The following is a 13,937-nucleotide window of genomic DNA, read 5'->3' on the forward strand; positions in this document are numbered from 1 at the left end:
ATGAACCGAATGTCCCTTGCCGCCCTGCTCAGTTGCGTTCCCCTCGTCGCCTGGGCGGACAACCCCGTGAAACTGGATACGCCGGTCTCCGGCTGGCGTGCCGGCGACGGTTCCGCCGCCAATTACCGGCAGGTGGTGAACTACCCGGCGTCCTCGGTCAACGTCGCCGCCGACCAGGCGACCACCGCGCGCATTCGCGGCGCGATCGAGAGCCAGCCCAAGGACCGCCCGGCGACGCTGGTGGTGAACGGTGTGAGCATGCCGCTGAAGGTGGACGCCGATGGCAGCTTCGACCGCCCGTTCGCCTTCCCGTCCGGCAGCAACAGCGTCGAGGTGCGCAACGCCGCCGGGCAGTCGCGGCGGGTCCAGTTCTATCACGGTGGCGGCGGCGGGGAAGTGCCGGCCAAGCTGCGCGTGCTGCTGTCCTGGGACAGTGACAACACCGACCTCGACCTGCACCTGGTGACCCCGGACGGCGACCATGTCTGGTATGGCAATCGTTCGCTGGCCAACGGCGCGACCCTGGATGTCGACGTCACCACTGGCTACGGCCCGGAAATCATCGCCACGCCGACGCCGCAGAAGGGGCCCTACCTGGTCTACGTCAACTACTTCGGCGGTGGCTACGGCAGCAGCGAGGATGGCGCCGAACAGGCCGCCCAGGACCTGACCACGGCGCGCATCACCCTGGTCACCGAAGAGGGCACGCCGAACGAGAAACAGGAAACCTTCCTGGTGCCGATGCGCAAGCCTGGCGAGCTGACGCTGGTGAAGCGCTTCAGTTATCCGTAGGCGCCTGCGCTGGCGTTATTCGCCGTCGTTCAGGCATCGGCGTTACCAACCGCGTGGCCTGACGGCGGCGCTCATGCCGCTGCGAATGGCTCCTGGGCTCAGGCGGGCTGTTCGCCCTGCCAGGTATCGATCGCTTCCTGCGCCGCACGGAACGCATCGATCGCCGCCGGCACCCCGGCATAGACCGCGCAGTGCAGCAGTGCCTCGCGGATTTCCTCCACCGTGCAGCCGTTGTTCAGCGCGCCGCGCACGTGCCCCTTGAGTTCCTGCGGGCATTTCAGGGCGGTCAGGGCGGCCAGGGTGATCAGGCTGCGGGTCTTGCGCGGCAGCGCCTCGCGGGCCCAGACCGAGCCCCAGGCATGCTCGTTGACGAAGTCCTGCAATGGCTGGGTGAAGGCGGTGGCGTTGCCCATGGCGCGCTCGACGAAGGCGTCGCCCATGACTTCACGTCGGATCTCCAGGCCGGTCTTGCCTTGTTCGCTCATCGGAAGGTTCCTGTCGTGGGTAGAAGGTGGCTCAATCCAGCGACTCTATCCGAACCGGCGCCACGCCGCTGCGGATCATACCCAGGCTTTCGGCGGCCTTGCGCGATACATCGATGATCCGCCCGCGGCGGAAAGGCCCGCGATCGTTGATCCGCACCACCACGCTGCGGCGGTTGTCGAGGTTGGTTACCCGCACGCGGGTACCGAACGGCAACGTGCGGTGGGCAGCGGTCATTGCGTTGGGGTTGTAGCGCTCGCCGCTGGCAGTACGCAGGCCTGCGTGGCGGCTGCCATAGTAGGAGGCTTCGCCGGTATCCGCGGAACCGCTGCCGGCGAGGCTGGAGCAGCCGGCGAGGAACAGGGGCAGGACGGCGAGGGCGAGGCGCGCGGCGGCGGATGGGTTGGGCATGGACAACAGGCTCCTGGCGGACAAGAAGACGCCGGGCGAACCCGGCGTCTGGCTTTGACTCACGCTTCGAGCTTTTTCTTCAGCAACTCGTTCACCTGCTGCGGGTTGGCCTTGCCTTTCGAGGCCTTCATCGCCTGGCCGACGAAGAAGCCGAACATCTTGCCGCGCTTGGCCTCGTCGGCGGCGCGGTACTGCTCGACCTGCTCGGCGTTGGCCGCCAGCACCTCGTCGAGCATCTTCTCGATGGCGCCACTGTCGGTGACCTGCTTCAGGCCCTTGGCCTCGATGATCTGGTCGGCGGAACCCTCGCCGTTGGCCATGGCTTCGAAGACCATCTTGGCGATCTTGCCGGAGATGGTGTTGTCCTTGATGCGCAGGATCATGCCGCCCAGTTGCTCGGCGGACACCGGAGACTGCTCGATCTCCAGGCCGTCCTTGTTGAGCAGGCTGCCCAGCTCGACCATCACCCAGTTGGCCGCCAGCTTGGCGTCGCCGCAGATACCCTGGACCTTCTCGAAGTAGTCGGCCATCTCGCGGCTGGCGGACAGCACGCTGGCATCGTAGGCGGACAGGCCGTACTGGCTCTCGAAGCGTTCGCGCTTCTGCACCGGCAGTTCCGGCAGTTGCTCGCGCAGCTTCGCCAGGTACTCGGGCTCGATGACCACCGGCAGCAGGTCGGGACAGGGGAAGTAACGGTAGTCGTTGGCTTCTTCCTTGCCGCGCATGGAGCGGGTCTCGTCCTTGTTCGGGTCGTACAGGCGGGTTTCCTGGACCACCTTGCCGCCGTCCTCGATCAGCTCGATCTGGCGCTGGATCTCGTGGTTGATCGCCTTCTCGATGAAGCGGAAGGAGTTGACGTTCTTGATCTCGGCGCGGGTGCCGAATTCGGCCTGGCCCTTCGGTCGCACCGAGACGTTGCAGTCGCAGCGCAGCGAGCCCTCGGCCATGTTGCCGTCGCAGATGCCCAGGTAGCGCACCAGGGCGTGGATCGCCTTGACGTAGGCCACGGCTTCCTTGGCGCTGCGGATGTCCGGCTCGGAAACGATCTCCAGCAACGGCGTGCCGGCGCGGTTCAGGTCGATGCCGCTCATGCCCTGGAAGTCTTCGTGCAGGCTCTTGCCGGCGTCCTCCTCCAGGTGCGCGCGGGTGATGCCGATGCGCTTGGTGGTGCCGTCTTCCAGGGTGATGTCGAGATGGCCCTTGCCGACGATGGGATGGTCCATCTGGCTGGTCTGGTAGCCCTTCGGCAGGTCGGGGTAGAAGTAGTTCTTGCGGGCGAACACGTTCTGCCGGTCGATCCGTGCGTCGATCGCCAGGCCGAACAGGCAGGCCATGCGTACGGCCTCCTCGTTGAGCACTGGCAGGGTGCCCGGCATGGCCAGGTCGACCAGGCTGGCTTGGGTATTCGGCGCGGCGCCGAAGGCGGTCGAGCTGCCGGAGAAGATCTTCGATTGGGTGGCGAGCTGTGCGTGGATTTCCAGCCCGATCACGGTTTCCCATTGCATGTGGTGTTCCTCAATCCTTCTGTGCCTGCGCAGTCCCGCTGCCGACCCTGCGGGTCGCCCTCTCCGCGCCGGGAGAGGGGAGGGGACTGCGTGGCGTTGCCATGGCTTAGAAACCGGCCGGGGTGCGGGTGTGCCAGTCGCTGACCTGCTGGTACTGGTGCGCGACGTTGAGCAGGCGACCTTCCTGGAAGTAGGGCGCGAGCAACTGGACACCCACCGGCAGGCCGTCGACGAAGCCGGCGGGCATGGACAGCCCCGGCAGGCCGGCGAGGTTGGCGGTGATGGTGTAGATGTCTTCCAGGTACTGGGAAACCGGGTCGTCGTTCTTCTCTCCGATCTTCCAGGCCGGGTTCGGCGTGGTCGGGCCGAGGATCACGTCCACTTCGGCAAAGGCGCTGACGAAGTCGTTCTTGATCAGCCGGCGAATCTTCTGAGCCTGCAGGTAATAGGCATCGTAGTAGCCGGCCGACAGTGCGTAGGTGCCGACCATGATGCGGTTCTTCACTTCGCTGCCGAAGCCTTCCGCGCGCGAGCGCTTGTACAGGTCTTCCAGGTTCTGCGGGGCGTCGCAACGATAGCCATAGCGCACGCCGTCGAAGCGCGACAGGTTGGAGGACGCCTCGGCCGGCGCGATCACGTAGTAGGCCGGGATGGCGTGCTGCATGTTCGGCAGGGAAATGTCCTTCACCGTGGCGCCGAGCGTCTTCAGCTCCTCGACCACGGCCAGCACCGCATCGGCGATGCGGCTGTCGAGGCCGGCGCCGAAGTATTCCCGCGGCAGGCCGATGCGCAGGCCGCTCAGCGGCTTCTGCAGGGCGGCCAGGTAGTCGTCCACCGGCTGTTCGACGCTGGTCGAGTCCTTCGGATCGAATCCGGCCATCACCCCCAGCATCAGCGCGCAGTCCTCGGCGGTGCGCGCCAGCGGGCCGCCCTGGTCGAGGCTGGAGGCGTAGGCGATCATGCCCCAGCGGGAAACCCGGCCGTAGGTCGGCTTGATCCCGGTGAGGTTGGTCAGCGCCGCCGGCTGGCGGATCGAGCCGCCGGTATCGGTGCCGGTGGCGGCCGGCAGCAGGCGCGCGGCGACTGCCGCGGCGGAGCCGCCGGAGGAGCCGCCCGGCACGCGGTCGAGGCTCCAGGGGTTCTTCACCGCGCCGTAGTGGCTGGACTGGTTCGACGAGCCCATGGCGAATTCGTCCATGTTCAGCTTGCCGAGGGTAACGGTGCCGGCGGCGGCGAGCTTCTCGACCACGGTGGCGTCGTAGGGCGAGACGAAGTTGTCGAGCATCTTCGAACCGCAGCTGGTGCGTACGCCCTGGGTGCAGAACAGGTCCTTGTGGGCGATCGGCGCGCCGAGCAGGGCGCCGTTCTCGCCGTTGGCGCGCCGTTCGTCGGCTGCCTTGGCCTGGGCGATGGCCAGGTCGTCGGTGATGCTGATGAAACTGTTGAGCTGGGGATCCAGCTGCCGGATGCGACCGAGCAGGGTGCGGGTCAGCTCTTCGGCGGAAAATTGCTTGTCGGCGAGGGCGCGGGCGATCTCGGCGAGGGTCAATTGATGCAGCATGTGTCCGCGTCCTTATTACTCGATGACTTTCGGAACCAGGTACAGACCTTCTTCCACGGCGGGGGCGATGGTCTGGTAGGCGTCGCGGTGATCGGTCTCGGTGACCGCGTCCGGACGCAGGCGCTGGGTGGCTTCCAGCGGGTGGGCGAGCGGTTCGACGCCGCTGGTGTCGACCGCCTGCATCTGGTCGATCAGGCCGAGGATGTTGTTCAGGGTCTCGGTGGTGCGCGGAAGATCGGCCTCGCTCAGGCCCAGGCGGGCGAGATGGGCGATTTTTTCCACGTCGGAGCGTTCAAGCGCCATCGGGAGTCTCCAGCAAAAGCGGCCTTGGAAGGGCGGCGGGGCGCCATGCGTTATATAAGGCAGGGAACGGATGCCGCGGTCGGCGGTCTAACTCCGCCTGGACGGGCCTTGTGGGGCCGGGAAAAGCCTGCAATTTAGCATATTGCCCGCCTTGCCCAAAATCCCCGTCGTTGTTAGAGTTTGCCGCACTTTTTTACCCGCGTATTTTTCACCCACGCTTCGCCTAGGGTTTCTTTCCCATGTTCAAAAAATTGCGTGGCATGTTTTCCAGCGATCTGTCGATCGACCTGGGTACTGCCAATACCCTTATTTATGTGCGCGAGCGCGGCATCGTCCTGAACGAACCGTCCGTGGTCGCCATTCGCAGCCATGGCAGCCAGAAGAGCGTCGTCGCCGTGGGCACCGAGGCCAAGCGCATGCTCGGCCGTACCCCGGGCAACATCGCCGCCATCCGTCCGATGAAAGACGGCGTGATCGCGGATTTCAGCGTCTGCGAGAAGATGCTGCAGTACTTCATCAACAAGGTTCACGAGAACAGCTTCCTGCAGCCCAGCCCGCGCGTGCTGATCTGCGTACCGTGCAAGTCCACCCAGGTCGAGCGCCGGGCCATCCGCGAATCCGCCCTGGGCGCCGGCGCCCGCGAGGTGTTCCTGATCGAAGAGCCGATGGCTGCCGCCATCGGCGCCGGCCTGCCGGTCGAGGAGGCCCGCGGCTCGATGGTCGTAGACATCGGCGGCGGCACTACCGAGATCGCCCTGATTTCCCTCAACGGCGTGGTCTACGCCGAATCCGTCCGCGTCGGCGGCGACCGCTTCGACGAAGCCATCGTCACCTACGTGCGCCGCAACTACGGCAGCCTGATCGGCGAATCCACCGCCGAGCGCATCAAGCAGGAGATCGGCACCGCCTTCCCGGGCGGCGACGTTCGCGAAGTCGACGTCCGCGGCCGTAACCTGGCCGAAGGCGTACCGCGCAGCTTCACCCTGAACTCCAACGAGGTCCTCGAGGCCCTGCAGGAGTCCCTGGCGACCATCGTCCAGGCGGTCAAGAGCGCCCTCGAGCAATCGCCGCCGGAGCTGGCCTCGGATATCGCCGAGCGCGGCCTGGTGCTGACCGGCGGTGGCGCGCTGCTGCGCGACCTGGACAAGCTGCTGGCACAGGAAACCGGCCTGCCGGTGATCGTCGCCGAGGAGCCGCTGACCTGCGTGGCTCGCGGCGGTGGCCGCGCGCTGGAGATGATGGACCGCCACTCCATGGACCTGCTCTCCACCGAGTAAGGTGGCGAGCATCGTCGCCTAGGAGCGGATCATCAAACCGCTATTCTCCAAAGGCCCGTCGCTGGGCGTTCGCCTGTTGGTGCTGGCCGTGCTGTCGGTCAGCCTGATGGTGGTGGACGCCCGGTTCGACTATCTGGAGCCCGTCCGCAGCAAGCTGGGGATGGTGCTCACGCCTTTCTACGGCCTGGCGGAAATGCCGGTGCGCGCCTGGGAAGGCGTGCGCGACCAGTTCAGCAGCCGTAGCGAGCTGATCGCCGAGAACGAACGCCTCAAGGCCGAGTCCCTGCTGATGCAGCGCCGGGTGCAGAAACTCGCCGCGCTCACCGAGCAGAACGTGCGCCTGCGCGAGCTGCTCAATTCCGCCGCGCTGGTCGACGACAAGGTACTGGTCAGCGAGCTGATCGGCGTCGATCCGAACCCCTTCACCCAACGCATCATGATCGACAAGGGCGAGAACGACGGCGTCTTCGTCGGCCAGCCGGTGCTCGATGCCAGCGGCCTGATGGGCCAGGTGGTCGAGGTGATGCCCTATACCGCGCGGGTCCTGCTGCTCACCGACACCACCCACAGTATCCCGGTGCAGGTCAATCGCAACGGCCTGCGCGCCATCGCCGTCGGCACCGGCAATCCCGAGCGCCTGGAATTGCGCTACGTCGCCGACACCGCCGACATCAAGGAAGGCGACCTACTGGTCAGCTCCGGCCTGGGGCAGCGCTTCCCCGCCGGCTATCCGGTGGCCACGGTCAAGGAAGTGATCCACGATTCCGGCCAGCCGTTCGCCGTGGTGCGCGCGGTGCCGACCGCGAAGATGAACCGTAGCCGCTACGTGCTGCTGGTGTTCAGCGACAGCCGCACCCCGGAACAGCGCGCCAACGACGCCGCCGAGGCCCAGGAAGAGGCGGACAAGAAAGCCGCCGCCGGCGCCCAGGCGCCCCAGCCTGCCGCGCAACCGGCCGCCGCGCCGTCGCCGGCCACCCCGGCAGCCCAGGGCGCTGCGCAGCAGCCCGCCGCCGCGCCCGCGCCAGCCCCCACGCAGCCTGCCGCTCCGGCGGCCAACGGGGGACGCCGCTGATGGCTCGCGCGACTCAAGGTTCGAACAATGTCTGGGTGATCTGGCTGAGCCTGCTGGTCGGGCTGGTGCTGGCCGTAGCGCCGATGCCTACCTTCACCGAGATCGGCCGCCCGCTGTGGCTGGCGATGCTGCTGACCTACTGGGTGTTGCTGCTGCCCGAGCGCGTCGGGATGGTCACCGCCTGGCTGCTCGGCCTGGCCCAGGACGTGCTCTACGGCAACCTGCTCGGGCAGAACGCGCTGATCCTCGGCCTGATCACCTTCCTCGTGCTGTCCCTGCACCAGCGCCTGCGCATGTTCCCGGCCTGGCAGCAGTGCCTGGTGCTGGTGGTGGTCTACGGCCTGGCGCAGCTGCTCCAGCTCTGGCTCAACGCCCTGACCGGCAATCGTCCGCCGACCCTGACCTTCCTGCTCCCGGCCCTGGTCAGCGCGCTGCTCTGGCCCTGGGTGTACGCCCTGCTGCAGTTCGTCCGCCTGCGTCTCAACGTGAGGTAGGTCCGCTTCGCAGCTATGCTGCGGCGGATATCGTCATTCTTCGAAACGGGTGATCGGCGCATCGCCCGACGCGTTTCCCGGGAGCCTCCATGCCGTCGCTGTATCTCGCCTCCGCCTCGCCCCGTCGCCGTGAACTGCTGACCCAGATCGGCGTGCCGCTGTCCGTGCTCGCCACCGCTATCGACGAGTCCCCCTTGCCGAGCGAAGCGCCCGCCGCCTACGTCGAGCGCCTGGCGCGCGGCAAGGCGGCCGCCGGGCTGGCTATGCTGGAAGGGCGTGGCGAGGACGGTTGTGTCCTGGGCGCGGATACCTCGGTGGTGATCGACGGGCGAATTCTCGGCAAGCCCGTGGACCAGGCCGACGGGCTGGCCATGCTGGCTGCGCTGTCCGGGCGCGAACACCAGGTTCTCACCGCCGTGGCCCTGGCCGCCGCTGGTGGCGTCGAGGCGCGGGTGGTGGAGTGCCGGGTGCGCTTCCGCCAGGTCGCTCCGGAAGAAGCGCTGCGCTACTGGCAGAGCGGCGAGCCGGCGGACAAGGCAGGCGGATATGCGATCCAGGGCCTCGGGGCGATATTCGTCAGTCGCATCGAAGGCAGTTACAGTGCGGTGGTCGGGCTGCCTTTGTGTGAAACTGCGGAACTGTTGAGGGAATTCGGCATCCCTTGCTGGCAGCCCGTGGGTGGCAACCCGCCGTAACGCCTAACGCGCCGAAATAAGGACAGTGGACGCATGAGCGAAGAGATCCTGATCAATATCACGCCGATGGAGTCGCGCGTGGCGGTGGTGGAAAACGGCGTCCTGCAGGAAGTGCATGTCGAACGCACCCAGCGGCGCGGCATCGTCGGCAATATCTACAAGGGGCGGGTGGTACGGGTACTGCCGGGGATGCAGGCGGCGTTCGTCGACATCGGCCTGGAACGTGCGGCGTTCATCCATGCCGCCGAGATATCCAATCGCGAAGGCAGCGCCGTGGAAAGCATCAGTGCCCTGGTCCATGAGGGGCAGGCGCTGGTGGTGCAGGTGACCAAGGATCCGATCGGCACCAAGGGCGCACGGCTGACCACCCACCTGTCGATTCCTTCGCGCTATCTGGTGTACATGCCGCGCACCAGCCATGTCGGGATATCCCTGCGGATCGAGGACGAAGTCGAGCGCGAGCGCCTGAAGAAGGTGGTGGCCGACTGCGTGGCGGCGGAAGGCATCGAGGGACAGGGTGGCTTCATCCTGCGCACCGCCGCGGAAGGTGCGGGCGAGGACGAGATTCTCGCCGACATCCGCTACCTTCGCCGGCTATGGGACCAGATCGCCGCGCAGATCCAGACCGTCGGCGCGCCTTCGGTGATCTACGAAGACCTGTCCCTGGCGATCCGTACCCTGCGCGACCTGGTGAACCCGCGGATCGAGAAGATCCGCATCGACTCGCGAGAGAACTTCCAGAAGATCACTTCCTTCGTCGAAGAATTGATGCCGGAGATTTCCGATCGCCTCGAACACTACCCGGGCGAGCGACCGATCTTCGATCTCTACGGCGTCGAGGACGAAATCCAGAAAGCCCTGGAGCGCAAGGTACTGCTGAAGTCCGGCGGCTACCTGATCGTCGATCCGACCGAGGCGATGACCACCATCGACGTGAACACCGGCGCCTTCGTCGGCCATCGCAACCTCGAGGAAACCATCTTCAAGACCAACCTCGAGGCGGCCACCGCGATCGCCCGCCAACTGCGCCTGCGCAACCTGGGCGGGATCATCATCATCGACTTCATCGACATGGAGGACGAGGAGCATCGCCGGCAGGTCCTGCGCACCCTGGAGAAGCAACTGGAGCGCGACCACGCGAAGACCAACATCATCGGCATCACCGAGTTGGGCCTGGTGCAGATGACCCGCAAACGCACCCGCGAAAGCCTGGTGCAGATCCTCTGCGAGCCGTGCCCCTGCTGCCAGGGACGCGGCATGCTGAAGACTGCGGAAACCACCTGCTACGAGATTTTCCGCGAGATTCTCCGCGAGGCGCGTGCCTACCAGGCCGACTCCTACCTGGTGCTGGCCAACCAGAAGGTGGTGGACCGGCTGCTCGACGAGGAGTCGGGTAACGTCGCCGATCTCGAGGCGTTCATCGGCCGCACCATCAAGTTCCAGGTCGAGGCGATGTACTCGCAGGAGCAATATGACGTGGTCCTGCTCTGAGGCGTATGGCTGAAATGGCGGATGTGGGAAGCCTCGGAACGCGACTGCTACGGATCGTCCTGGGTCTGTGCGCCCTGGTACTGGTGCTGCTGGCGCTGTACGTCAGCCTTGGCCGGCAACTGGTGCCGCTGGTGGCCGAATACCGCCAGCAGCTGGAGGAGGAAGCTGGCAAGCAACTCGGCATACCGGTGCGGATTGCCGAGCTGACGGGCTCCTGGCGCGGCTTCGAGCCTCTGGTGGTGGCGCGCGACATCCAGGTCGGCGACGGCGAACAGAGTCTGCGCCTGGCGCGGGTGCGGCTGGCGCCGGACCTGCTCGGCAGCCTGCTGGCGCGCCAGGTGCGGATCGGCAGCCTGGAGCTGGAGGGACTCAAGCTGACCCTGCGCGAAGGCGAGGATGGCCAGTGGAGCCTGGATGGCCTGCCGCACAGTGACAAGCCCAGCGATCCCCGGAAGCTCCTGCAATTCCTGCTGCAGACCCAACGCATCTCGCTGCTGGACAGCCAACTGGAGGTGGCGCCGCGGGGAAGCGCAGCGCTGTCGCTCAGCGCGGTCGGCGCGACCCTGCGCAGTTCATCGGTCGGTGGGCAGAGTCTCGATGCCCGCCTGCAACTGCCGGATGGCCAACCCCTGGCGCTGCACGCCGAAGGGCGGATCGACAGCGAGGACTGGCCGCGCAGCAGCGCCAGGGTCTATCTCAGCCTGCCGCAGAGCGACTGGGCGCAATGGTTGCCGGCCGGTCTGACCCAGGAATGGAAGATCGTCCGGGCCAAGGCCGGCGGAGACTTCTGGTTCGACTGGCGCGACGGCAAGGCGCAACGGCTGGTGGCACGGCTGCTGGCGCCGCAGTTGAAGGCCTCGTATGCCGCGCGCAAGCCGGTGGAAATCAACGACCTGGGCATGAACCTGTTCTTCGATCGCGAAGCGCAGGGCTGGAAGGTTCGGGTCGGCGACCTGGCGGCGAATTTCGGCGAGCAGCGCTGGGGCGAGGTGGAGTTGCTGTTGCGTCGCGACCAGCAGAACAACGAGCCACACTGGAAGCTGCAGGCCGACCGCGTCGACCTGACGCCCCTGGTGCCGGCGATAGAAGCGCTGGCGCCGCTGCCGGACGCGGCGGCGGAGTGGGTGGCGGGCCTGAAGCCGAAGGGCATCCTGCACAACCTGAACGCCGATTTCTGGCCGCAGCGAGAGGTGCCCGAGCGGGTCAGCTACGCGACCAACCTGGAAAAGGTCGGTATCTCGGCGTTCCATGAGGTCCCGGCGGTGGAAAACGTCAGCGGCACCTTGACCGGCACCCTGGCCGGAGGCCAGCTCGACGCGTCGGCGCAGGATTTCATGCTGCACCTGGCCAAGGTGTTTCCCGAGCCGTGGCGCTACCGCGAGGCCCGCACGCGGATGTTCTGGAGCCTGGACGACCGCGCCTTCACCCTCGGCAGCCACCTGATGCGGGTCGAGGGCGAGGAGGGCCGCCTGGCCGGCGACATGCTGATCCGCCTGATGCGCGATCCCGGCGCTGAAGACTACATGGACCTGCAGGTCGGCCTCAGCGACGGCGACGCGCGCTTCACCGCCAAGTACCTGCCGACCCAGTTGCCGGGAATGAACAAAAGCCTGGCGAACTGGTTGAAGACGGCGATCCGCAGTGGCCATGTCGAGCAGGGCTACTTCCAGTGGCAGGGCTCGCTGAACCGCGGCGCGGCGGCCGAAGCCCACGTCATGAACCTCTACTTCAAGGTCCGCGACGGCGAGCTGGCCTACCAGCCCGGCTGGCCCGTCCTGAGCAAAACGGTCGGCGAGGTGTTCGTCGAGGATTCCGGAGTCCGCGTGCTGGCCTCCAGCGGGAATCTGCTGAATTCCCGGGTCAGCGACGTCAAGGTCGACATTCCCCTCGGCCGTCCGGGACAGACGCCGCACCTGTATGTGGATGGGGCCGTCGACAGTAACCTGAAGGACGGCATCAAGCTGCTCCAGGAAGCGCCGATCCCGACCCGCAAGATCTTCGCCGGCTGGGAGGGCGATGGGCCCTTGCAGGGCCACCTGAAGCTGGATATTCCGCTGGACCACGACGAGGCCGGCAAGACCGGGGTGGTCGTGGATTTCTCCACCGTGGGCGTGACCCTGAAGATGCCCAGTCCGAAGCTGGATATGAGCGAAGTGAAGGGCGACTTCCGTTTCGACCTGGCCAAGGGCCTGAGCGCCCCGGCGGTGCAGGCCCGGGTGCTGGGCAGCGAGGTACGTGGGCGGATCGTCGCCGAGGGGCGCGGCGATGCGCGCACGCGCTTGCTGCTCAACGGCCAGGTGGCGGTCAAGTCGCTGAGCGACTGGCTCGGCGCTGGCCAGCGTCCGTTGCCGGTCTCGGGACGCCTGCCGTTCCAGCTCAACCTGCTGCTGGATGGCAAGGACAGCCAGTTGCAGATCGATTCGGATCTCAAGGGCGCCGTCGTCGACCTGCCGGCGCCGTTCGGCAAGACGGCCGCCCAGGCGCGGCCGACCCAATGGCGGATGACCCTGGATGGCGCCGAACGGCGTTACTGGGCGCGTTACGACGGCCTCGCCAGCCTGGCCTATGCGGCCCCGGCGGACAAGCCGCTGAACGGACGCGGCGCCCTGCGCCTGGGCGGTGACCCGGCGTTGCTGCCCTCGGCACAGGGGCTGCGGGTGCGCGGGCGTCTGGCGGAACTGGACTGGGACGCCTGGCAGGCCACCCTGAAGCGCTACGGCAATGGCGACCAGGCTGCCAGTAGCGCTGCGGGCTTGCTGCGCGGCGCCGACCTGCGCATCGACAGCTTCAAGGGCTTCGGCCAGGAGCTGAAGAACCTGACCGTCGACCTGGCCCGCCAGGAGCGGGCCTGGCAACTGGTGCTGGTCAGCGACCTCGCATCGGGGCGTCTGGTCTTGCCGGATGCCAGGGGCGCGCCGATCGTGGTCGATCTGGACCGCCTGAACCTGCCGAAGTCGACCCTTCCCGACGAGAACAAGGTGGAGGATTCGGACCCGCTGGCCGCCGTCGATCCGCGCAGCCTGCCGGCGGTAGACGTGAAGATCGGCCAGGTCGCCCTCGGCGGCCAGCCGCTGGGCGCCTGGAGCCTGAAGGTACGGCCGGGCAGCAACGGCGTGGCGTTCAACGACCTGGACCTCGACCTGCGTGGCCTGCACGTCAACGGCAGCCTGCGCTGGGACGGCAGTCCGGGCAATACCCGCAGCACCTATCAGGGACGGATCGAGGGCAAGAACCTGGCGGATGTGCTCAAGGCCTGGAATTTCGCGCCGAGCGCCACCAGCGAACGTTTCCGCATGGATATCAACGGCCAGTGGCCGGGATCGCCGGCCTACATGGCCCTGAAGCGCTTCAGCGGCAGCATGGATGCATCGCTGCGCAAGGGGCAGTTCGTCGAGGTCGAAGGCAGCGCCCAGGCGCTGCGAGTGTTCGGCCTGCTCAATTTCAACGCGATCAACCGCCGGCTGCGCCTGGACTTCTCGGACATCCTCGGCAAGGGACTGAGCTATGACCGGGTGAAGGGGGTTCTCTCCGCCACCGACGGCGTCTACATCACCCGCGAGCCGCTGAAGCTGGAAGGGCCGTCGAGCAACCTGGAGTTGAACGGTACCCTGGACCTGGCTCACGATCGGGTCGACGCCAAGCTGCTGGTGACCTTGCCATTGACCAACAACCTGACCCTGGCGGCACTGATAGTCGGCGGTCCGGCGGTCGGTGGCGCGGTCTTCGTCGTCGACAAGCTGCTCGGCGACCGGGTCTCGCGCTTCGCCAGCGTGCAATACAGCGTCAAGGGCCCCTGGCAGGATCCGAAGATCAGCTTCGACAAGCCATTCGAGAAGCCCCGCTGAGCGGCGCC

12 protein-coding genes are annotated in these 13,937 nt (G+C 66.8%); 7 read left to right on the top strand and 5 right to left on the bottom strand.

The genetic code is table 11. From position 1 onward, the window contains the following. Positions 1-792 (top strand): YfaP family protein, encoded by a 792-nt coding sequence (locus HMPREF2716_RS12665; protein ID WP_003116226.1) that lies wholly within the window; start codon positions 1-3, stop codon positions 790-792. A gap of 98 nt (positions 793-890) precedes the next feature. Here HMPREF2716_RS12665 and HMPREF2716_RS12670 read toward each other — a convergent pair whose 3' ends face one another. The 5 genes from HMPREF2716_RS12670 to gatC form a co-directional block, all read right to left on the bottom strand. Then, complete coding sequence (locus HMPREF2716_RS12670; protein ID WP_003094405.1) at positions 891-1,277, bottom strand: carboxymuconolactone decarboxylase family protein; 387 nt, start codon at positions 1,275-1,277, stop codon at positions 891-893. Between the two features lie 31 nt (positions 1,278-1,308). Further along, positions 1,309-1,686, bottom strand: a complete 378-nt coding sequence (locus HMPREF2716_RS12675; RefSeq protein WP_023518077.1) for a septal ring lytic transglycosylase RlpA family protein — start codon at positions 1,684-1,686, stop codon at positions 1,309-1,311. A gap of 59 nt (positions 1,687-1,745) precedes the next feature. After that, the gene (gatB, locus tag HMPREF2716_RS12680; RefSeq protein ID WP_071536084.1) at positions 1,746-3,206 is read right to left on the bottom strand and encodes an Asp-tRNA(Asn)/Glu-tRNA(Gln) amidotransferase subunit GatB; all 1,461 of its coding nucleotides are present in this window, start codon (positions 3,204-3,206) and stop codon (positions 1,746-1,748) included. A 91-nt stretch (positions 3,207-3,297) separates the two neighbouring features. Then, positions 3,298-4,752 (bottom strand): Asp-tRNA(Asn)/Glu-tRNA(Gln) amidotransferase subunit GatA, encoded by a 1,455-nt coding sequence (gene gatA, locus HMPREF2716_RS12685; RefSeq protein ID WP_023518076.1) that lies wholly within the window; start codon positions 4,750-4,752, stop codon positions 3,298-3,300. A 15-nt stretch (positions 4,753-4,767) separates the two neighbouring features. Then, on the bottom strand, positions 4,768-5,055 hold the full coding sequence (gene gatC / locus HMPREF2716_RS12690) for an Asp-tRNA(Asn)/Glu-tRNA(Gln) amidotransferase subunit GatC (RefSeq protein WP_003094397.1): 288 nt from the start codon (positions 5,053-5,055) through the stop codon (positions 4,768-4,770). A gap of 239 nt (positions 5,056-5,294) precedes the next feature. Here gatC and mreB point away from each other — a divergent pair, with 239 nt between their 5' ends. The 6 genes from mreB to HMPREF2716_RS12720 all read left to right on the top strand — a co-directional run bounded on the left by mreB (position 5,295) and on the right by HMPREF2716_RS12720 (position 13,929). Next, positions 5,295-6,332: a rod shape-determining protein MreB gene (gene mreB / locus HMPREF2716_RS12695; protein ID WP_003094393.1), complete on the top strand. Its 1,038-nt coding sequence runs from the start codon at positions 5,295-5,297 to the stop codon at positions 6,330-6,332. A 31-nt stretch (positions 6,333-6,363) separates the two neighbouring features. Next, complete coding sequence (gene mreC, locus HMPREF2716_RS12700; protein WP_071533941.1) at positions 6,364-7,404, top strand: rod shape-determining protein MreC; 1,041 nt, start codon at positions 6,364-6,366, stop codon at positions 7,402-7,404. Next, on the top strand, positions 7,404-7,898 hold the full coding sequence (gene mreD, locus HMPREF2716_RS12705) for a rod shape-determining protein MreD (RefSeq protein ID WP_003094389.1): 495 nt from the start codon (positions 7,404-7,406) through the stop codon (positions 7,896-7,898). The genes mreC and mreD overlap by 1 nt, the downstream gene beginning before the upstream one ends. Positions 7,899-7,987: 89 nt before the next feature. Further along, entirely contained in the window at positions 7,988-8,593 is a 606-nt protein-coding gene (locus tag HMPREF2716_RS12710) for a Maf family protein (RefSeq protein WP_023518075.1), read from the top strand. A gap of 33 nt (positions 8,594-8,626) precedes the next feature. Beyond that, complete coding sequence (rng, locus tag HMPREF2716_RS12715; RefSeq protein ID WP_003094386.1) at positions 8,627-10,084, top strand: ribonuclease G; 1,458 nt, start codon at positions 8,627-8,629, stop codon at positions 10,082-10,084. Between the two features lie 14 nt (positions 10,085-10,098). Then, positions 10,099-13,929 (top strand): YhdP family protein, encoded by a 3,831-nt coding sequence (locus tag HMPREF2716_RS12720; RefSeq protein WP_023518074.1) that lies wholly within the window; start codon positions 10,099-10,101, stop codon positions 13,927-13,929. Positions 13,930-13,937 lie beyond the last annotated feature (8 nt).

This window comes from Pseudomonas sp. HMSC076A11 (assembly GCF_001810205.1).
GTDB classification, from domain to species: domain Bacteria; phylum Pseudomonadota; class Gammaproteobacteria; order Pseudomonadales; family Pseudomonadaceae; genus Pseudomonas; species Pseudomonas aeruginosa.